The organism is Neorhizobium sp. DAR64862/K0K3 (genome assembly GCF_050500185.1).
Classification (GTDB): Bacteria; Pseudomonadota; Alphaproteobacteria; order Rhizobiales; family Rhizobiaceae; genus Neorhizobium; species Neorhizobium soli.
The window spans coordinates 1648793-1667207 of record NZ_CP191449.1 but is presented as its reverse complement, the minus strand read 5'-3'; the positions used below and the strand labels follow the sequence as shown (position 1 = coordinate 1667207).

The following is an 18415-nucleotide window of genomic DNA, read 5'->3' as shown; positions in this document are numbered from 1 at the left end:
CGTTACGCCTGCGACGAGATTGCAGGGGTAGGCTTAGCCGGTCCTGTCTCGATCGGCGTGTCCGAGCGTCCGCCCCATTCCGTCCAAGACCCGTCATAAAGCGCGTTGTCCTCATGCCCGAGCGATTCCAGCGCAAGCGTGATGATCGCAGCGGTAATGCCCGAACCGCAGCTCGTCACGACCGGGCGCCCCAAATCGATTCCCGCGGCTTCGATAGCCTGGCGCAGTTCGGGTATCGTCTTCAGCTTGCCGTTTGTCGAAAAGCTGCTGGAGGGAGCGTTGACGGCACCCGGCATATGACCGGAGCGCATGCCAGCGCGGGGTTCCGGCTCTGTGCCGGTAAAGCGTCCGGCCGGCCGTGCATCCGCAATCTGGCTTGTACGATCGCTGACGATCGACATCATCTGATGGTAGTCGATGACCTTGTCGAGGCGAAGCTCCGCATCGAAAATGGACGCAACCGGCGAGGGGATCTCGGTTTCGAGCGCGCGCCCTTCCGCCTTCCAGCCATCGAGGCCACCGTCCAGGATAAACACCTGTTTCGCACCCATGATGCGGAACAGCCACCAGCCACGCGGCGAAGAAAAGATGCCCGGACCGTCATAGATGACGATGCGGTCATTCTCGCTGATGCCGAGCTTGCCGACAGCATCGGCAAACACATCGGGCGAGGGCACCATATGCGGGAGACCGGTGGAATGATCCGCGACTTTGTCGTGATCGAAACGCACGGCACCGGGAATATGCCCTGCCGCATATTCGGCATCTGCATCGCGGTTGTGGGCAGGCAGGTAGAAGGAGGCGTCGACGATCCTCAAATCCGGGCTTCCGAGCTCGTTTTCGAGCCACCCGGACGAAACGACGAAACGGCTGGTGTCGCTCATGTCAAAACTCCTACCTTGATAAAACGCGGTATTCGGTGAGAAACCGGTCCGGACAAACGAGTGTCTTCAGGCATCCGTGGCGATATCGCCGAACCGGATCCGGAAGCGACGGTTTTCCTTGCCCTTCTTCTCGATTTTGGAAATGTGGATAGCGCCCACTTCCCCGGTGTTTGCAACATGTGTGCCGCCGCACGGCTGGCTGTCAACGCTCGAATCCTCGCCGATGCAGACAAGGCTGACGCGTCCGAGCCCGACCGGCGGCCGGACGTTCTTCGATTTGACGATGCCAGGGTTGGCCGCCAGTTCCGCGTCGGTGATCCATTGCAGGTAGACCGGATGGTTCTGCGTGACGAGATCCATCAAGCCGGCGGTCACCTCGTCCTTGTCGATCACGGCCGTCATGTCGAAATCGACACGCGATTCGTCTTCGCCAACTGCGGCACCGGTGATCGGGTAGGAGCAGACGACCGACAGCAGGTGGCAGGCCGTATGCATCCGCATCAGCTTGTGCCGTCTGTCCCAGTCGACATGCATGACAACAGTTTCGCCGACCGTCGGCCGCGGTTCGCCTTCCAGCGGAACGTGGACGACGATGTCCTTCGTCTCGCCGTGCCGTGTCTGACCAAGCTTGATACTGGTTCCGTCGGCGCGTTCCAGACTGCCGGTATCACCAGGTTGCCCCCCAGATGTCGCATAGAAGCAGGTGCGGTCGAATTCGATGCCGCCATCCTCATGGATCGCGGTAACAACCGCCTCCAGTGTCGAGAGATAGAAGTCGTCGCGATAGAGGAGTTCGGTTGCCATCGGTTCTGTTCTCTGCGGTCGGTTTCAGACGGTTTCGAACGGAATATCGATCTTGGTCTTCTTCGTGAGCCAGCCCGGAACCGGCAGGCCCTTGGACTGCAGAAAATCCGGGTTGAAAAGTTTGGACTGATAGCGGTTGCCGTAGTCGCAAAGGATCGTCACGATCGTATGGCCGGGACCGAGATCCTTCGCGAGGCGCATCGCGCCAGCGATGTTGATGCCGGAAGAGCCGCCAAGGCAAAGCCCCTCGTTCTCGATCAGATCGAACACGATCGGCAGCGCTTCAGCGTCCGAGATGCGATAGGAAAAGTCAGGCGCAAACCCTTCGAGATTGGCGGTGATACGTCCCTGACCGATGCCCTCGGTGATCGAACTTCCCTCGGATTTCATCTCGCCGTGCGCATAGAATTCGTAGAGTGCCGCGCCTTCCGGATCCGCGATGCCGATCTTGACGCCGGGCTTAAGCGCCCGCAACGCCATGGCTGTACCGACCAGCGTACCGCCGGAGCCGACTGCGCACACGAAGCCGTCCACCTTGCCGCCCGTCTGTTCGAAGATCTCCGGGCCAGTCATCTCGATATGGGCCTGCCGGTTGGCAACATTGTCGAACTGGTTTGCCCAGATCGCGCCCGCAGGCTCCGTCTTGGCAAGCTGCTCGGCAAGGCGACCGGAAACCTTCACATAGTTGTTCGGGTTCTTGTAGGGAACGGCTGGTACTTCCACGAGCTCGGCGCCCATCAGTCTCAGCGCGTCCTTCTTCTCCTGGCTCTGGGTCTCTGGAATGACGATGACGGTTCGATACCCCAATGCCTTTGCGACCAGGGTCAGACCGATACCGGTATTGCCGGCAGTCCCTTCGACGATCACTCCGCCCGGCTTCAGAAGCCCCTTCTTCTCGGCATCTCTAATGATATAGAGCGCCGCGCGATCCTTGACCGACTGACCGGGATTGAGAAATTCGGCCTTGCCGAGGATTTCGCATCCGGTTGCATCGGATGCAGCCGCCAGCCTGATGAGCGGCGTATTGCCGATGAGGTCGAGAACAGAAGATTGTATTGCCATGGGAAATGCCTTCTTTTTCAAGGATCATGTAATCAGGCTGCATTCGGCGGGCAAGGCATCCGCGCCAAGAAAATCCTTTCCGCGCATCGCGCGCGATGGGATCGCCCCCGCATACCGAGGACTGTCATCTACCGGACAATACCGGCAGGTTTATCGACATGGCTCGGATGCAACTGTATAATACATCCTTCGCCCTGCACTACGCAGAGTGGAGCGCTCGGTTTTGGTTTCAGACGATTCGACCTGATGGCATTGATTTTGAGAACTGAATTTCGTTCACGCCAACGATTGCGGCTTAGTTTATGCATCTGAATATTGAGAGAGTCGATTTTCTGATCTCGCAATACGTAGCCGGCTCTCTGCCAAAGGCAGCCCACGTCTTGTTAGGTTCCCATCTGCAGATGCAGAAACCCAATGCCCAGCTTGTCGATGCCCTTCAGCGACTGGCCGGCGATGGGTTGGAAGACATGACCTGCGATGAGACGTTGTCCCGTGAATTTCGAGACAGGGCCATCAGCGATATTGTCAGATCGGACCCACCGACATGGAGCGTGTTGCCACCGGAGCAAGGTTCCCAGTTGCCGGCCCTGTTGCGGGATTATACGGGGAAAGACCTGACTTCTATTCCGTGGCGGCGCAAGCTGCCGGGACTGCGCGAGCATATTATCGAGCGGTCGCCCGACGTGGAAGCAAGTCTCCTCTGGGCCCGCCCTGGGAGGGCACTTCCGAACCATGGCCACAACGGTCTTGAACTCACGCTGGTGATCGAAGGCGAATTCCACGATCACCGCGGAAACTTCACGCAGGGCGACATATCGGTCGCTGACGAGACGCTCGATCACCGGCCGATCGTTGGTGATTCGGGGCCGTGCGTCTGCTTTTCCGTCCTGTTTGCACCGATCGCTCTCAGCGGATCGCCGATCCAGCTCATGGGCGATATGATCGGACTTTAAAGCCGAACACTGTCATCGAATGGTTGGTTCGCGGTCAACCATTCGTCAATCGGCCAGAACTGAAAACGCAGCAGTCGGACCAATCAGTTTACGTGCATTTGCGCTTCGCTAACGGCCTGCTCGAAAAACTGTCGTGCGTCCTCCGGCGAACGACGGCCTTCGAGGGCAGCCCGGCAGGCACTGCGCGCCCGCACGAAGTGAGGACCCCGAAGATCCGGCCAGTGGTCCAGTAGCAGGATGAGGGCCTCGGATGGCCCATTGATTACCTCGGTCCCAAGATTCCCAAACGCGACTTTGACCGGTATTTGCCAGTTCGGCTGCGGCATAGTTGTCTCCTCCCTAAGTCAACTGTCCTCTACCTCCAGCCTAGCGCAATGTTCCATTAGGACAAGCGGATTTTCCGGGTTCGGTTGTGTGTTGGGGGCATTTGGGGCCGGCATCGCCGGGCACTGTGTCCGGGGACGGGTCGTCTTGACACCGCCCCAACGTACGCGATCGAATCAGCCAGTCTCTGCTCACTTCAAGGCACGAGACCAACTGTCGTCACTCGCGACGTCCGGCGGCATCTGCCGGCAACAGTCGCGCCGGTTCAGGCGTCTCCGCTGGACGCGGAACTTCGGCCAGATACGCATGTTCTGGTTTCAGGAGGAAAAATAATGGCTAATTACATGTGGTTTATCGTCGTCGCAGGCGGAGCAGCAATGCTTGGGCTCGCACTTGCGTACGGTTCCTACAAGGAGAGCCGACATCGCTCTCTGATTCCGTTGGCCGGCTTGGCCGTTGCGATCGCCGTCGGCGTCGCGGTTAGCATCGGCGTCACGCAGGCTCCGACCGCCAACAGTGTGCCGCCCGATCCGCAGGGCACGCATTACGATACGCCGGCTGCCCCATCCCGCGAAAACGCGCTTCCCGGTACGCCTGCACCCTCGGATCAGAAGTGAAGACGACTTTGAGATGAGCGCGGGGAGCAAACACAGAACTCACGTTGCGACTTAGCGGACGCGACCGGCTTTCTTCTTTGGCAGTGGAACTGCACGCAACAGCGTTACACATCCCCGAACGCGAAACCAATCGCCATATCAAGTTGCTTTTTCGCTTTGTCAAAATAGGGGAAGTGGAGAAGCGCCTGTCTTCGGATACGGATCAACAAAAACAGGCGCTTATCGCAGAATTTGGCTCCCCGGGCCGGATTCGAACCGGCGACCTGTCGATTAACAGTCGAATGCTCTACCGCTGAGCTACCAGGGAACAACCGCGCTTGCGGTGTGAGCGGGGTAATACAAATGCTTCACGCATTTGCCAAGCGGTTTTTTCAAAAAAATTAGGTCCGGCTTGTTTTATCCCCATGCATCCCCATCTCGCCCCTACAAAAAAGCGTTTAGTTGGAGCCGTATACGTGGTGGAAAAACCTCAAGGCAGGCGGTTTGGAATGGATCCGGGGCAGGGTCGTCTCTTCATCGCAGGACGGTCCATTCCGATGCCGCGCTCGCGCGTGGCGCGGCTCTGCATCGGAACCGTTCTTATCGTCGGCGGCATTCTGGGCTTCCTGCCGATTCTGGGCTTCTGGATGGTGCCGCTGGGTATCTTGATCCTGTCGCAGGATCTCGCTTTCGTCAGACGTCGTCGTCGTCGCCTGGAAGTCTGGTGGGGTCGCAGGCGCCGCGAGAAACAAGCAGCTTCGCTTCGGAAATGACATGACGTCAACCAGACCGGGAGAAGCTGTTGCCTGGTGCGAGAGCTTCTCCCGGGATGGGTCTTATCCGGCGAGTGACGCCAGGCCCTGGCCGGCGGCGAACGCGCCATAAGCAAGCGCCCCGAAATAGACGATCGTTGCAAGGTTGAAGAAATAACCGCCGAGAACGACGAGACCATCCCGCTGAACCATGCCTGTCGACAGAAGCAGAATAGCAATGCCGGGCAGCGTGTTGGACAGGGGGATGAGGCCGAGCGGAAACATCAGCAGCACACCGGCGAACGTGATTGCGAGGCCATTGACCCTGTTGGCAATGGGCCCGGTCGTGATGCCGGCCATGCGGTGCTTCAGATATTTGTCGAGCCTGGAGACGATTTTCACGCCTTTCTCAAGGGTCGGCACCAGCTTTGCGCTGTCGAGTTCCCGATCGAGAATCGCACGAGGAAGCCAAGGCATCCGGTTCAGCACCACAGCAATGCTGATCATTATGATGGCCGCGCCGAACACGGTGCTAACACCTGGGATCGAAACGGGCAGCAGAAAGGGGAGGGACGTGACCGCGCAGATCAGCAGAAGACCCTGTTCACCGACTCCATCCATCAACTGACGCAGCGTCACGGTGCCGCCGTCAATCCGACCGATCAATTTCCTCAGCGTTTCGCTGAGACCTGCCGATGTATCTTCGAATTCCGCGTTATCCTGCAAAGCTGCACCTCTATCATAAGAAATGCAGTCTGAATAACAGCAGAAACAAGCAACTGAAAGGCAACAAAACGAACTCGCGCGACGCGCGGCGCGTCAGTCGACCATCAAGCCGCCTCCAGATGTACCGGTTATTGACACGAGCAACGCGTCGCGATTTCCCGGCTGCGCATGCAATCCACTATTTCGGTTGCGCCCAGCGGTCGTAGAGGCCGCAGGCCACCACGACAGCAAGAGTGCACAAAACGAATGGATTCAACGCGGCTACAAAATCGAGATACTGCATAACGGTCTCCTCTTCCCGTTACCCAAGCCGCCAGATGTCTCCCACACCTGACTTCAGACACTCTAACACGATTTTGATCCGTGAGCGAGAATGTTGATCAGGGCGAGCGTGCGGCTTGTGGGGGACGAGGAGAGGCCGTCAGTCAGCGTGTCTCGGTGAGACCGTCAAAACAGGGCAACGAAAAGATGCCCCACATAAATGATGCTGACGAGGGATATAATAGTCGTGAACGCCATGACGGCGTCGGAAGATGAGAGCTTCATATCGAACCATCGCCGTCATGGCGATCCTCTGACAAGGGTATGGCGGCAACATCGCCGTCTGCCTATTTCTAGGACAAATAGTTTAACGCAGCCCTATGGAGGAACGTTAATATCTGGTTACGACCCGATCGTGAAATGTTGCGGCATCGTGTCGATGCTATGGGCGGGGCTCTCTCGGCACCCGCGCAGACCCCATACCGCTGCGCGACCATGTGATCACGGCAAGCTTGTCCGATACGAGCCGTTCAAGTCTAATTGATGCTGTTTGGGAGAGGGGTTTTGGGCTCGTCCGGCTTGTCGCGGCCGGCCGGCAGAAGTTGACCGGACAGTTCCACCAGCGGCGTCTGCGACAATGCCTTGGCTGCCTCCGCAAGCAGTGCGAGTTGCCGCGCAATATCTGCGAGTTGTGTGGCGGGATCATCCTTCAAATCGGCCTCGCTGCGATCATTCCGTGAGGGGCCGGAAATAGACGCGCCTGCAGAAATGTAAAGGAAATTTGCTAATAGAAGCAATAAATCAACGGCGTGAAGGACTGCTCGACAGTTTTTCGGGTTTGCCGGTTTCCTTGGAAACAGGGGCCGAGCAGAATCTGGCCGCCGTCAAAAACATGGACTACCGGCTTCTCCAGTAGTAGACCGTTTTCATCCAGAATCGGCGCGCACGGCACCGGTCAGCGGTCCGCTAAGCGGTCCACGCCCTCAATCAACACTCGTCGACATGAATTTTGAGAATCGAAATGCTCCCACACCACGCCTACGCTGTTACTTCCCGTCCTTGGTATCTTTTGACACTGGCATTGGTCGGGGCTGCCGTTCTGTTCGCTATAGACCTTGCGAGTAACGGTTTTACGACAGCACTGACGAAGGAAACCGGCGCGCTCGAGATTTCGACGGCCCTTCTTTACGCCTATACCGCAATGGTGTGGCTGTGGACGCGCACCGGCGACATATGGCGGCGGGACTGGCAGGTTGCGGCCATCATGCTGTTGATGATGGGGCGAGAACTCGACCTCGACAAGCGGTTGACCAGTGTCGGCATGCTCAAGAGCAACCTCTACCTGACGAACATGGCGCAACCTGTCGAGCGCGTCTTTGGCGTTCTGGTGATCCTGTTCGTGGCAACCGTCGCGTTCCGGCTGATCGTTCGCAACGGCCCTGAGCTTCTCTCCGGCGTCAGGTATCGCGCGTCCTGGGCTTGGAACATCATCGCGGCGATCGGTCTTGCCATTGTGTCCAAGTCGATCGATGGGCTGGATCGCAAGCTTGCGCCTTTTGGCGTCATTGTCAGCGATCACACCAATCTTCTGTTGGGTATCGTCGAAGAAGTGCTGGAATTCGGCATTCCGGTCATGTTCCTGGTGGCGACCATAAGCTCGATCGATCTTTCCGCGGCAGCCAGGGGACGCAAGCCGGCCGCGGCGTCTGCTCTCTGACATCATCACGCTTCGCGCCCAATCCTTGAATTCTTGACACAAACCAGCGACCGGTGCCGATAAACGTCCGGTCTCTGGCATCCCGCTTATTGCCTCGAACGCAAAGCGCGGTAGTTGTTCCGGTTCACAGGAGCCGAACATGCAGCCGGAAAATCGCGTCCAACGCTATAAAGACACTATCCAAATCCTTCGTGCGGACATCGAGTGGCTAACCACGAGCGGGTTCAGGACGCAGACGACATCGAACGAGACCCTCATCGCGGAGTTGGAACTGGCCGCAGAGGCGTATCGTGGCTTGGTCGAAGAACTGGTGCGGCCGGTGGGCTGATCCGGGCAGGCGACAGCTTCAGTCGCGAATCGGCGGAAGGCTGGCGGGCGTGAAAGAAGATCCGCTGGCGTTCTCGTGCACCAGTCGCAATACCTAAATAACATCGAGGAATGTGCGCGACCGGTTGCGATCGGACAGATCGTGTCGATCGGCTGACGCCGATGCTAACCCATTGCGATATATCGAGAAAGGGATGGAGGCCTCGCCCGGAATTGAACCGGGGTACGAGGATTTGCAGTCCTCTGCGTCACCACTCCGCCACGAGGCCATCCGGTGCTAAAAAAGCGAGTGGTGGCGCCGAATTAGAACGAATCTCCGATAGGTGCAATACCCTTCTGTTCAATCCTCGACGTTTTTATCCACTTCGTCAGCGGCGCCTGTCTGTACCAGTGACTAAGGGCGCCCGCAAAACGCGGCGTCCTCGGAAGATACCTTTGCGGGGAGGCTGTATGCAGCGTGTTCGCGTCATCTGGCTGTGTTGATCCTATGGTAAATATTTCACGAATATTCCTCGCGGTCAGGGGAACGGAACCGAGCTCTTCCGACTTTAGTGAGCGAAGCCCAGGGAGTGAAAAATGCTGAACCGATTGATCACCGCACTCTACAGACCCGTCACCGAAGATGATGCGACTGGCACGTTTGCAGATGGAGCCTTTCATCTGAGTGCTGCCGAGCAGTTGGCATTCGATCGCAGCCACAGCCTGCGCAAATCCTACGGACACGATGTCGTCCTCGCCAAGAAGCGAGAGCTTCCGACCCTTATCCTGCACTAAGCAAGAGTTGCACGAGCGCCTGCATCACCGTGTTTTTTCCAATCGATGCGCGCGCTATCTTGAAAGCGCAGCGAGAGGCAAGTAACACGGCTGAAGGATTGGCCGGTACGCCGGCGCTGTGAGGCAGGTGACATGATTGATTTCGAAGCAGCCCGTGTGAAGATGGTCGAGAACCAGATCCGCACGACAGACGTGACGGCACATTCCGTGCTTCAGGCGTTTCTCACGGTACAGCGCGAAAACTTTGTTCCGGCCAAGTCGAAGTCACTGGCCTATATCGACAACGATGTTGAAATCTGTCCCGGTCGCTTCCTGATGGAAGCCTCGCCTCTGGCCAAGCTTTTACAGCTGGCTGCGATCACCAAGTCGGATACGGTGCTCGAGGTCGGCACAGGCAGCGGATACATTTCTGCGCTTCTGTCGCTTCTTGCTAAATCGGTCGTGTCGATCGAATCCGATGAAGCGCTCGCCGAGCAGGCAATCGCCAACCTGGCGGGCGCCCACAACGTGACTGTCGTCACGGGCGACATGGAAAAAGGCGTTGCGAACCAGGGCCCTTACGATGTCATCTTCATTGCCGGCTCGATCGAAGACGTGCCGGTTGAACTCAGTGCGCAGCTGAAGGATGGCGGGCGTCTGGTCGCTGTTCTCGGATACGGAAATGCCGCGCAGGCGACGCTCTTCGTCAAAGAGCAGGGTGCACTGTCAAAAAGCGCTCACTTCAACGCGTCGATCAAACCGTTGCCGGGATTTCGCCGAGCGAAGGATTTCGTATTCTAAAATCGGCTTGCTGACGATTTGCGAAGTTTAGGAAGGGGGCCTTGGCCTCCTTTTTGTTTTTCTAGCGCGATACAAATCTGCAGCGGGGATTCACGTCGGCAACAAATCTGTGTATCGCTAGAGTCGTTGATGCGCCCGTCGTTGTATCGCGAGACGAGGTTCGTAAAGTGAAAACGAATCAGACCTTTGAAAAGAGGTCGTCTGCCGACCTGGCACCCAGTCGGCGAGAACGGGGATGAAAATGGCTCAGCCAAGTGTAGCGCGTGAACCGTCAATGGAAGAGATCCTGGCTTCGATCCGCCGGATCATCGAAAGCAACGAGCCGGTCGGCGAGGGTTCACCAGATCAGGCATCGCGTTCGCCCTATGCGGATGACGATCTGATCGACGATATCGACGATACGGACTTTGCGTCCGATCTTGCCGCTGGCATCGCTGCAAACGACCCGGGCCTTCCTCTTCGTGCCCATTCACCGGCCCCGATGCCGTTCCAGTCGGAACCCTACGCCCCCGCATCCGCAAACGACGCACCCAAGCCTGTTTCCGCATCGACAGTCGACCCTGAGATTTCATCATCGGGTGAGCGCTCGCTCTCGCTTGCCGACGTTGCGGCCCGCGTCCGCGCCGCTTCGGCCCGCCAGCAGGAAAATGCGATGAGCCGCCCGGCACCGGCGCCGCGCCTGTCGATGCCCGCAGCCGAGAAGGCATCCGCTGCAATCTCGGCCTTTGCCGACGTCGCGCTGCGTGACACCATCGCCCCTCTCGAAACAAGGCCTGCGGCAATGGTATCCAAGCCGATCGAGACCCCTATGGCGAAAGACGTCGAGCCTGCAGGACCATCGCCCATTCCAGCGCTGAAGCCGCAACCGGCAGTCGCGCAGCAGCCGGAGATGTCCGAGCCGGTCGAACAGCCGGCACCGAAGGCGCAACCGGCTCAACAGGAAAATCTTCCTGCGATGATAGAGGAGGCCGCTGCAACGCTCCTTTCGGTCGAAGCGGGCGCGCAGGTGACAAAATCGTTCAACGAACTTGCAGCCGTCTTCGATGGTCTCGAGCGTCGCTCTGTCGAGGATATGGCGCAGGAAATGCTGCGTCCGATGCTGCAGGAATGGCTGGACGACAACCTGCCGACACTGGTGGAGCGTCTCGTGCGCGAGGAAATCGAGCGCGTTGCCCGCGGCCCGCGTCGCTAAATCGCCTCCAATGCCTGTCATCAAGGGCCGCTCCACACGGGGCGGCTTTTTTATTGACTTCACGGCCTCCACGTCTTTAACACCGCACCATCTCATTCAAAAGAAAAACGGGTCAGGAAATGCTCGAAAAGACCTACGATTCCGCCGCCGTCGAACCGAAGATCGCCAAAGCCTGGGACGATGCGGACGCCTTCCGTGCCGGTGCCAACGCAAAGGCTGGTGCGGAAAGCTTCACCATCGTCATCCCGCCGCCGAATGTGACCGGGTCGCTGCACATGGGGCACGCGCTCAACAACACGCTGCAGGATATCATGGTCCGCTTCGAGCGCATGCGCGGCAAGGACGTGCTGTGGCAGCCGGGCATGGACCATGCGGGCATTGCCACGCAGATGGTCGTCGAGCGCCAGCTGGCCGAGCGAAAGCTTCCCGGCCGTCGCGAGATGGGCCGCGAGGCCTTTGTCGAGCGCGTCTGGGAATGGAAGGAAGAGTCGGGCGGCCTGATCTTCAACCAGTTGAAGCGCCTCGGCGCATCCTGCGACTGGTCGCGCGAACGCTTCACCATGGACGAGGGTCTGTCCAAGGCCGTTCTCGAAGTCTTCGTCACGCTCTATAAGGAAGGCCTGATCTACCGCGGCAAGCGGCTGGTCAACTGGGATCCGAAGTTCGAAACGGCGATCTCCGATCTTGAAGTCGAGTCCAGGGAAGTCGAAGGCCACATGTGGCACTTCAAATACCCGCTGGCCGGCGGCGAGACCTATACCTATGTCGAGAAGGATGCGGACGGGAATATCGTGCTTTCCGAAGAGCGCAATTATATCTCGATCGCCACGACGCGTCCCGAAACCATGCTGGGTGATGGTGCGGTTGCCGTCCATCCGTCGGACGAGCGCTATGCGCCGATCATCGGCAAGCTGTGCGAAATCCCTGTCGGCCCGAAGGAGCATCGCCGCCTGATCCCGATCATCGCTGACGAATATCCGGAACCGGATTTCGGCTCGGGCGCGGTCAAGATCACCGGCGCGCATGACTTCAACGACTACCAGGTCGCCAAGCGCAACAAGATCCCGCTCTATCGCCTGATGGATACCACCGCCTCGATGCGCGACGATGGCGACGCTTATTCTGTCTATGCGGCCAAGGCGCTGGAGATAGCCAAGTCCGGCGAACTGCCGGGCGAAGCCGATATCGACGAGATCAATCTGGTTCCGGAAGAGTATCGCGGCCTCGACCGCATGGTCGCCCGCAAGAAGATCATCGAGACGATCAATGCCGAAGGCCTTGCCGTTACCGTCAAGGACAGCGAGGGCAACGACATTCCGTATGTCGAGGCAAAGAAGATCATGCAGCCGTTCGGCGACCGCTCCGGCGTCGTCATCGAGCCGATGCTGACGGATCAGTGGTTCGCCGACGCCAAGACGCTGGCAGAACCGGCGATTGCTTCGGTTCGCGAAGGCCGCACCAACTTCGTCCCGAAGAACTGGGAAAAGACCTATTTCGACTGGATGGAAAATATCGAGCCCTGGTGCATTTCGCGCCAGCTCTGGTGGGGACATCAGATTCCGGCCTGGTACGGTCCTGATGGTCAGTGCTTCGTCGAAAAGTCCGAGGAAGAAGCACTCGACGCGGCCATCCAGCATTATCTGGCACACGAAGGCCCATGGAAGGCCTGGGTTCAGGAGAAGCTCGAGAACTTCAAGCCTGGCGAGATCCTGATCCGCGACGAGGACGTGCTCGACACCTGGTTCTCGTCGGCACTCTGGCCCTTCTCGACGCTGGGCTGGCCGGACAAGACGCCGGAACTGGAGCGCTATTACCCGACCAGCGTTCTCGTCACCGGCTTCGACATCATCTTCTTCTGGGTTGCCCGGATGATGATGATGGGCATGCATTTCATGAAGGATGCGGAAGGCGAGCCTGTCGAGCCGTTCCACACGATCTACGTTCATGCGCTGGTTCGCGACAAGAACGGCCAGAAGATGTCGAAGTCGAAGGGCAACGTCATCGATCCGCTCGACCTGATCGACGAATACGGCGCCGATGCGCTGCGGTTCACGCTGGCCATCATGGCGGCACAGGGTCGCGATGTGAAACTCGATCCGGCCCGTATCGCCGGCTACCGCAACTTCGGCACGAAGGTCTGGAACGCAACGCGCTTCGGGGAGATGAACGGCGTCAAGCGTGATGCGGGCTTTGATCCTGAGAATGCGAAGCTGACCGTCAATCGCTGGATCCTCACGGAACTGTCGAAGACCGTTTCTGACGTTACCACCGCGATCGAGACGCAGCGCTTCAACGAGGCTGCCGCTTCGCTCTACCGCTTCGTCTGGAACCAGGTTTGCGATTGGTATGTCGAGCTGTTGAAGCCGATCTTCATGGGCGAGGATGAAGCCGCCAAGGCCGAGGCGCAGGCCTGCATGGCCTATGTCCTGGAGCAGAGCTACGCGCTTCTCCACCCGTTCATGCCGTTCATGACCGAGGAGCTCTGGGCTCACACGGCAGCCCGTGACGGATTGCTCGCCCATGGCGAGTGGCCGGTCTCCGGTTTTGCGGACGCTGACGCTGCCGACGAGATCAACTGGCTTGTCGATCTGGTATCCGGTCTCCGCTCTGCACGGTCCGAAATGAACGTCCCGCCATCGGCGACAGCACCGCTCATCATGGTTGGTGCCAATGCGGTCACCTCGTCGCGGCTCGCGCGTCACGAGGCGGCAATCTGCCGGCTCGCGCGTGTCGAGAGCATCTCGACAGCTGACGTCGCCCCGAAGGGTGCGGCACAGATCATCGTCGGCGAGGCGACGGCCTGCCTGCCGCTCGGCAACCTGATCGATCTCGGCACGGAGAAGGCCCGAATCGAGAAGGCGATCGTCAAGAACGAGCAGGAAAAGGACCGTCTCGGCAAGAAGCTCTCCAACGAGAAGTTCATTGCCAATGCCGATCCGGACGTGGTTGCGGCTGACCGGGAGCGCCATGCCGAACTGGAAGTTCAGCTCGAAAGCCTCAAGATCGCTCTGCAGCGGGTCATCGAAGCCGGCTGATGACCAAGGTCTCCGCCGTGCTCTAGGCCGGCGCCAACGAACGAATCTCTGAAAGCCGCGGTCCTGTGACCGCGGCTTTTTGCTGCGCTTCGATCCAGAAGTTCCGTTTGCGTGCACATGCACAACGGGAGAAAGCCGCAATGTTGCCGCATTGTCACATCGCCGCGCCCATGCGGGATGGTGTTCTAATTCCAGCTACGGTACGGCCCCAGATTAGGTAATTTTGTTCCCAACCACCGATTCGGTGGCGATTGTTCCTCCGCTTACGTAAATTAGCGACCGTTTTGCAGCGCAAGATCGGGGACAGCCGAAAGTTGTTATTTTGGGCAGAGTATTTAGAATTGTCTCAATGACTTGCCTGGGAGTGGGAGACGAGATGCAAAGCAATTACATCGCCAAGGGCGCCTTTGTTCTGATGGCTGGATGGAGCGTTTATTCGCCAGCGTTAGCGGGCGGACTGGAACGTGGGGGATACAATATCGACCTTCTGTTTGACAGGTCGCCCTATGCCGCCGAAGCGACGGCAACCTACGTCATGCCGCAGCGGAAGCTGAAGAACGCGCAAGACACCATCACCGGACCGGACGGCAACCTCAGCACGACACCCGGCTATTCCTATTCGAGCACTGCTGACGACAGCGAGAGCTACTGGTCGCCGCGGATCGGCATCAAGGCGGGTATCGGCGATTCCGTCGACTGCATGTTCGACTATTCTCAGCCCTATGGTGCGCATACCAATCCCGGCGCCAACTGGGCGGGTGCCAACGACAACATCGAGACGAAGGTCGACAGCGACAACTACGCAGCCACCTGTTCCTACCGCTTCGATGCCGGCCCTGGCCAGCTTCGCCTGATCGGCGGCGCGAACTATCTGCGCATGGATGGCTTCAAGGAACGGCTGTTGATCGCCCCTGAAGCGCTTGGCTTCGCGTTCAGCGGTGTTGGTCGTCTGGACCTGGAAGGCGACGGTTGGGGCTGGCGCGCCGGTGCGGCCTACGAAATCCCGGAATACGCATTCCGCGCGAGCCTGATGTATTATAGCCAGGTGAAGCTCGACGAGGTCACCGGTACTGTCGATCTGACGCAGGTCCCGGTCGGCAGCGTCTACGCCGGTACCGTCGTGCCGGTTGAGGGCTCGACGGCTATGCCGGATGCTCTCGAGCTGAAGCTTCAGTCGGGTATCGCACCGGACTGGCTTGCTTTCGGTTCGGTCAAGTGGACCGACTGGAGCCAGTTGCAGCGCATTCCCTTCTACAACAACGGTGTTGAGATCACATCGCTCGATCTCGGCTATCGCGACGGCTGGACGATCACCGGCGGCATCGGCCACAAGTTCAACGAACAGTGGAGTGGGGCCCTGAGCCTCACCTGGGATCGCGGCACATCGCAGGAATTCGGAACGCAGACAGATACCTGGCTATTCAGCGCCGGCGTTTCCTATGCCCCGACCCAGCACGTCGAGATTCGCCTTGGCGGCGTGCTCGGCATCCTGACGGGTGGCGAGTCCAGCGCATCGTCCATTGACGGCATCCCCGTCGGCGACGAAGCGAGCTACGAATACGATAGCGACCTGGTTGCAGCACTTTCTACGTCGTTGAAGGTAAAGTTCTGAAAACAGTTACTAATTAGCAAAAGCCCGGTTCGAGCCGGGCTTTTTCGTTTGTGGCGCGTTTTCGCCGACCCCTCCGAATTTGTGACGATTTGGCAACAGTCTTGTGCCACGATGAGCGGGTCGGCGAACAACGGAGATTTTGTCCATTTCCCGCCACAAACAGGGAGCAGCGGTAAAGGAATAACGGACACGGACCGCGGGGGCGGCGCGTGTGAATTGGAGTACCATGGGCGGGTTTTTCAATAGAATACGGGGCTTTGGCCGCGTTGTCGCAGGCGGATCGGATCGCCGCGCACAACTTCGGCGCGTTTTGCCGGCAGGTCCTACTCTTGCCGAAAACGGGACGTACAGTTTCCATTCTAGAACGGCAGCGATAGCTGGCGTCTCGCTGATCGCCGGTTGGCTGATCAGGCCGTGTAATCGGTCGGAGATGGCAAGCTCTATGACTTCCGGGTGTATGGGAAGAAACTGAAACATGTCGAAGTTTGGCATTGTGTCCATGAAAGTATTGCTTCTTGGCGTGTCGCTCACCTCGGCTGTGGTGGGCTCGGCAGCTGCGTTCGACATCCAATCCGGCGTGACCAAGGAATCGGGTCCCTTCGACCTCTTCAAGTTCGGCTTCAAGGCCTACAAGAACGGCCAGAAGGAAGACGCGGTCGAAGCGTATCGCTATGCCGCCGAGAAGGGACATACCGGTTCCCGCTGGGCATTGGCGAACATGTACGCCTTCGGCGATGGCGTCACGAAGAACGATCTCGAGGCGTTCAAGATCTATAACGAGATCGCCACGCAGGGCGTCGAACCCGGCTCGGAAGATACCGGTTTTTTTGTCAACGCGCTTCTGTCGCTTGCGACCTACTATCGCCGCGGCATCCCCGATACACCGGTGAAGCCCGATCTTGCCCAGGCGCGGCAGATCTATTTTCAGGTCGCTTCGACCTTCGGTGTCGCGGAGGCGCAGTTCCAGCTTGCCAAGATGATTCTTGCAGGCGAGGGCGGATCGCCAAACCTTCAGCAGGCGAAGAAGTGGCTGAACCAAGCCCGCAAGAGCGGCCATCCGGGCGCCATGGCCGTTTTCGGCAACATCCTGTTCGACGAGGGACAGACGGTCCGCGGTCTCGCCTTCCTGACGGCTGCACTCGACAAGTGCAGCACGAAGGACTGTATCTGGATGGAGCCCTTGCAGGAGCAGGCTTTTTCTATGGCAAGCGAGGAAGACCGTCGCGGTGCGATCGCGCTTTCGCATGAGTTTGCCAAGGGTATGGACTGAGGAGGCGGCGTCCGCTGCTTCCTGTTAGATCCGGGCGATCAGGGACAAAAACCGCTCAGACCGGCGCGAAATCAAAAATCCCGGCGACCGGGACATGGTCGGACGGTTTTTCCCATCCGCGCACATGCTTCTCGATGACAGTCGCCTTCAACCGGTCGGCAGCTTCCGGCGACAGCATCAGATGATCGATGCGGATGCCGTTGTTCTTCTGCCAGGCGCCCGCCTGATAATCCCAGAACGTATAGAGCTTGGCGGCATCCGTGGTTGCGCGAACGGCGTCCGTCAGGCCAAGATTTTCGAGCGCACGGAATGCCGCCCTCGTTTTCGGCAGGAAGAGCGCATCTTTCGCCCATGCGGCCGGATCGAAACAATCGTGCGGCTCGGGAATGACGTTGTAGTCGCCGGCAAGTATCAGCGGCTCCTCGAGTGCCAAGCATTGCTGGGCATGCAGCCGCAGCCGTTCCATCCAGGCAAGCTTGTACGGGTACTTGACCGGGTCATCGGACGGGTTGCCGTTGGGCAGGTAGATCGACGCAACGCGGATCACGCCGCCCTGAACGGAAAAGACGCATTCGATGTAGCGCGATTGCTCGTCAATTTGTCCGTCGGGACCGACGGCACCGGGTAGACCGCGCATCACTTCGTCGGGTTTTATCTTCGACAGGATCGCCACCCCGTTGAAGCCCTTCTGGCCGTGTGTCTCGACATGATAGCCAAGCGATTCGATCTCGAGCCGCGGAAAGCCTTCGTCGACGGATTTGATCTCCTGGAGGCAGGCGATGTCAGGCGACGAGTCGGCAAGCCACTGACGCAGATTATCAATCCGCGCCTTGATGCCGTTGATGTTCCAGGTGGCAATCTTCATTGCAATCGTCCTTCCGTCTTCAGCCTATCCTTTTAGCGAAAGACAAGCTGATGGGAAGGGTCGAGTGGCAATCTGATCAGGACGACCGGAAGATCTTAGATGGAGAAGCTGGTACCGCAGCCGCAGCTTGCGACCGCGTTCGGATTCTTGATCTGGAATGACTGGCCAAGCAGATTATCGACAAAGTCGATCTCTGAACCTTCCATGTAGACGATGGACAGGCTGTCGATCAGCACCTTGGCATCGCCGTTGGCGATCACCACGTCATCTGCTTCCGGCGCGCCCGCGAGGTCGAACTTGTAGGAGAAACCGGAGCAGCCGCCGCCTTCAACAGAAACACGCAGAGACTGCTTTTCGGATTCTGCCGCAACGATTTGGGCGATCCGCTTGGCTGCAGCATCGGAGAGAGTTACGTTCATCGTCATTTCAATGGTCTCCTGCCGGGGTAAAGGCCCGGTGAGTCTTGGGTAAAGGCACCCTG

Annotated in this window: 19 protein-coding genes and 2 tRNA genes; 11 read left to right on the top strand and 10 right to left on the bottom strand. The window is 58.7% G+C overall.

The window, feature by feature from the left end; genetic code table 11:
• Positions 1-2 precede the first annotated feature (2 nt).
• The 3 genes from sseA to ACQY1L_RS08110 all read right to left on the bottom strand — a co-directional run bounded on the left by sseA (position 3) and on the right by ACQY1L_RS08110 (position 2750).
• Positions 3-884: a 3-mercaptopyruvate sulfurtransferase gene (gene sseA / locus ACQY1L_RS08120; protein ID WP_430243724.1), complete on the bottom strand. Its 882-nt coding sequence runs from the start codon at positions 882-884 to the stop codon at positions 3-5.
• 66 nt (positions 885-950) lie between these two features.
• Positions 951-1688 carry an alanyl-tRNA editing protein gene (locus tag ACQY1L_RS08115; RefSeq protein WP_430243722.1) on the bottom strand — a complete coding sequence of 246 codons (738 nt, stop codon included), beginning with the start codon at positions 1686-1688 and terminating at the stop codon, positions 951-953.
• A gap of 24 nt (positions 1689-1712) precedes the next feature.
• Complete coding sequence (locus ACQY1L_RS08110; protein ID WP_062580321.1) at positions 1713-2750, bottom strand: cysteine synthase A; 1038 nt, start codon at positions 2748-2750, stop codon at positions 1713-1715.
• A gap of 401 nt (positions 2751-3151) precedes the next feature.
• On the opposite strand from ACQY1L_RS08110, the gene ACQY1L_RS08105 reads away from it, so the two are divergent.
• Positions 3152-3703 (top strand): cupin domain-containing protein, encoded by a 552-nt coding sequence (locus ACQY1L_RS08105; protein WP_430243719.1) that lies wholly within the window; start codon positions 3152-3154, stop codon positions 3701-3703.
• A gap of 83 nt (positions 3704-3786) precedes the next feature.
• Here the strand turns inward: ACQY1L_RS08105 and ACQY1L_RS08100 are convergent, their stop codons facing one another.
• Positions 3787-4029 (bottom strand): DUF982 domain-containing protein, encoded by a 243-nt coding sequence (locus ACQY1L_RS08100; protein WP_430243717.1) that lies wholly within the window; start codon positions 4027-4029, stop codon positions 3787-3789.
• A 330-nt stretch (positions 4030-4359) separates the two neighbouring features.
• On the opposite strand from ACQY1L_RS08100, the gene ACQY1L_RS08095 reads away from it, so the two are divergent.
• Positions 4360-4644 carry a hypothetical protein gene (locus tag ACQY1L_RS08095; RefSeq protein ID WP_156461830.1) on the top strand — a complete coding sequence of 95 codons (285 nt, stop codon included), beginning with the start codon at positions 4360-4362 and terminating at the stop codon, positions 4642-4644.
• 232 nt (positions 4645-4876) lie between these two features.
• Here the strand turns inward: ACQY1L_RS08095 and ACQY1L_RS08090 are convergent.
• Positions 4877-4951: transfer RNA gene (locus ACQY1L_RS08090), tRNA-Asn, on the bottom strand.
• 181 nt (positions 4952-5132) lie between these two features.
• Between ACQY1L_RS08090 and ACQY1L_RS08085 the strand changes: the two genes are divergently transcribed.
• Complete coding sequence (locus ACQY1L_RS08085; RefSeq protein ID WP_062457597.1) at positions 5133-5396, top strand: PGPGW domain-containing protein; 264 nt, start codon at positions 5133-5135, stop codon at positions 5394-5396.
• 63 nt (positions 5397-5459) lie between these two features.
• Here the strand turns inward: ACQY1L_RS08085 and ACQY1L_RS08080 are convergent, their stop codons facing one another.
• The gene (locus ACQY1L_RS08080; RefSeq protein WP_062580325.1) at positions 5460-6101 is read right to left on the bottom strand and encodes an exopolysaccharide biosynthesis protein; all 642 of its coding nucleotides are present in this window, start codon (positions 6099-6101) and stop codon (positions 5460-5462) included.
• 797 nt (positions 6102-6898) lie between these two features.
• Positions 6899-7075, bottom strand: a complete 177-nt coding sequence (locus tag ACQY1L_RS08075; protein WP_156461831.1) for a hypothetical protein — start codon at positions 7073-7075, stop codon at positions 6899-6901.
• Positions 7076-7383: 308 nt separating this feature from the next.
• Between ACQY1L_RS08075 and ACQY1L_RS08070 the strand changes: the two genes are divergently transcribed.
• Together ACQY1L_RS08070 and ACQY1L_RS08065 are read left to right on the top strand one after the other, a co-directional pair.
• Positions 7384-8079: a hypothetical protein gene (locus ACQY1L_RS08070; protein ID WP_139283852.1), complete on the top strand. Its 696-nt coding sequence runs from the start codon at positions 7384-7386 to the stop codon at positions 8077-8079.
• A 139-nt stretch (positions 8080-8218) separates the two neighbouring features.
• Positions 8219-8407, top strand: coding sequence for a hypothetical protein (locus ACQY1L_RS08065; protein WP_062580327.1), 189 nt, complete (start codon positions 8219-8221; stop codon positions 8405-8407).
• Positions 8408-8601: 194 nt separating this feature from the next.
• Here the strand turns inward: ACQY1L_RS08065 and ACQY1L_RS08060 are convergent.
• A tRNA-Cys gene (locus ACQY1L_RS08060) sits at positions 8602-8675 on the bottom strand.
• 307 nt (positions 8676-8982) lie between these two features.
• Here ACQY1L_RS08060 and ACQY1L_RS08055 point away from each other — a divergent pair.
• The 6 genes from ACQY1L_RS08055 (at position 8983) to exoR (ending at position 17069) form a co-directional block, all read left to right on the top strand.
• Positions 8983-9180: a hypothetical protein gene (locus tag ACQY1L_RS08055; protein ID WP_062457584.1), complete on the top strand. Its 198-nt coding sequence runs from the start codon at positions 8983-8985 to the stop codon at positions 9178-9180.
• Between the two features lie 132 nt (positions 9181-9312).
• The gene (locus tag ACQY1L_RS08050; RefSeq protein ID WP_184655165.1) at positions 9313-9960 is read left to right on the top strand and encodes a protein-L-isoaspartate O-methyltransferase family protein; all 648 of its coding nucleotides are present in this window, start codon (positions 9313-9315) and stop codon (positions 9958-9960) included.
• Positions 9961-10201: 241 nt separating this feature from the next.
• A complete protein-coding gene (locus ACQY1L_RS08045; protein WP_082471943.1) occupies positions 10202-11152 on the top strand; it encodes a DUF2497 domain-containing protein in 951 nt (316 codons plus the stop codon).
• Positions 11153-11271: 119 nt separating this feature from the next.
• On the top strand, positions 11272-14187 hold the full coding sequence (locus ACQY1L_RS08040; RefSeq protein ID WP_113110975.1) for a valine--tRNA ligase: 2916 nt from the start codon (positions 11272-11274) through the stop codon (positions 14185-14187).
• A 376-nt stretch (positions 14188-14563) separates the two neighbouring features.
• The gene (locus tag ACQY1L_RS08035; RefSeq protein WP_092662102.1) at positions 14564-15799 is read left to right on the top strand and encodes an OmpP1/FadL family transporter; all 1236 of its coding nucleotides are present in this window, start codon (positions 14564-14566) and stop codon (positions 15797-15799) included.
• A gap of 475 nt (positions 15800-16274) precedes the next feature.
• A complete protein-coding gene (gene exoR, locus ACQY1L_RS08030; protein WP_062457569.1) occupies positions 16275-17069 on the top strand; it encodes an exopolysaccharide production regulator ExoR in 795 nt (264 codons plus the stop codon).
• A gap of 55 nt (positions 17070-17124) precedes the next feature.
• On the opposite strand, the gene xth is transcribed toward exoR, so the two are convergent.
• Together xth and erpA are read right to left on the bottom strand one after the other, a co-directional pair.
• On the bottom strand, positions 17125-17934 hold the full coding sequence (xth, locus tag ACQY1L_RS08025) for an exodeoxyribonuclease III (protein ID WP_430243711.1): 810 nt from the start codon (positions 17932-17934) through the stop codon (positions 17125-17127).
• Between the two features lie 95 nt (positions 17935-18029).
• A complete protein-coding gene (gene erpA / locus ACQY1L_RS08020) occupies positions 18030-18359 on the bottom strand; it encodes an iron-sulfur cluster insertion protein ErpA (protein WP_062580337.1) in 330 nt (109 codons plus the stop codon).
• Between the last annotated feature and the right edge of the window lie 56 nt (positions 18360-18415).

Coding starts and splice junctions, on each gene's coding strand:
- ACQY1L_RS08040 (WP_113110975.1), top strand. CDS start 11,272: ATGCTCGAAAAGACCTACGATTCCGCCGCCGTCGAACCGAAGATCGCC.
- ACQY1L_RS08110 (WP_062580321.1), bottom strand. CDS start 2,750: ATGGCAATACAATCTTCTGTTCTCGACCTCATCGGCAATACGCCGCTC.
- ACQY1L_RS08070 (WP_139283852.1), top strand. CDS start 7,384: ATGCTCCCACACCACGCCTACGCTGTTACTTCCCGTCCTTGGTATCTT.
- xth (WP_430243711.1), bottom strand. CDS start 17,934: ATGAAGATTGCCACCTGGAACATCAACGGCATCAAGGCGCGGATTGAT.
- ACQY1L_RS08050 (WP_184655165.1), top strand. CDS start 9,313: ATGATTGATTTCGAAGCAGCCCGTGTGAAGATGGTCGAGAACCAGATC.
- ACQY1L_RS08055 (WP_062457584.1), top strand. CDS start 8,983: ATGCTGAACCGATTGATCACCGCACTCTACAGACCCGTCACCGAAGAT.
- ACQY1L_RS08085 (WP_062457597.1), top strand. CDS start 5,133: ATGGATCCGGGGCAGGGTCGTCTCTTCATCGCAGGACGGTCCATTCCG.
- sseA (WP_430243724.1), bottom strand. CDS start 884: ATGAGCGACACCAGCCGTTTCGTCGTTTCGTCCGGGTGGCTCGAAAAC.
- ACQY1L_RS08035 (WP_092662102.1), top strand. CDS start 14,564: ATGCAAAGCAATTACATCGCCAAGGGCGCCTTTGTTCTGATGGCTGGA.
- ACQY1L_RS08065 (WP_062580327.1), top strand. CDS start 8,219: ATGCAGCCGGAAAATCGCGTCCAACGCTATAAAGACACTATCCAAATC.
- erpA (WP_062580337.1), bottom strand. CDS start 18,359: ATGACGATGAACGTAACTCTCTCCGATGCTGCAGCCAAGCGGATCGCC.
- exoR (WP_062457569.1), top strand. CDS start 16,275: ATGTCGAAGTTTGGCATTGTGTCCATGAAAGTATTGCTTCTTGGCGTG.
- ACQY1L_RS08105 (WP_430243719.1), top strand. CDS start 3,152: ATGCAGAAACCCAATGCCCAGCTTGTCGATGCCCTTCAGCGACTGGCC.
- ACQY1L_RS08045 (WP_082471943.1), top strand. CDS start 10,202: ATGGCTCAGCCAAGTGTAGCGCGTGAACCGTCAATGGAAGAGATCCTG.
- ACQY1L_RS08100 (WP_430243717.1), bottom strand. CDS start 4,029: ATGCCGCAGCCGAACTGGCAAATACCGGTCAAAGTCGCGTTTGGGAAT.
- ACQY1L_RS08115 (WP_430243722.1), bottom strand. CDS start 1,688: ATGGCAACCGAACTCCTCTATCGCGACGACTTCTATCTCTCGACACTG.
- ACQY1L_RS08095 (WP_156461830.1), top strand. CDS start 4,360: ATGGCTAATTACATGTGGTTTATCGTCGTCGCAGGCGGAGCAGCAATG.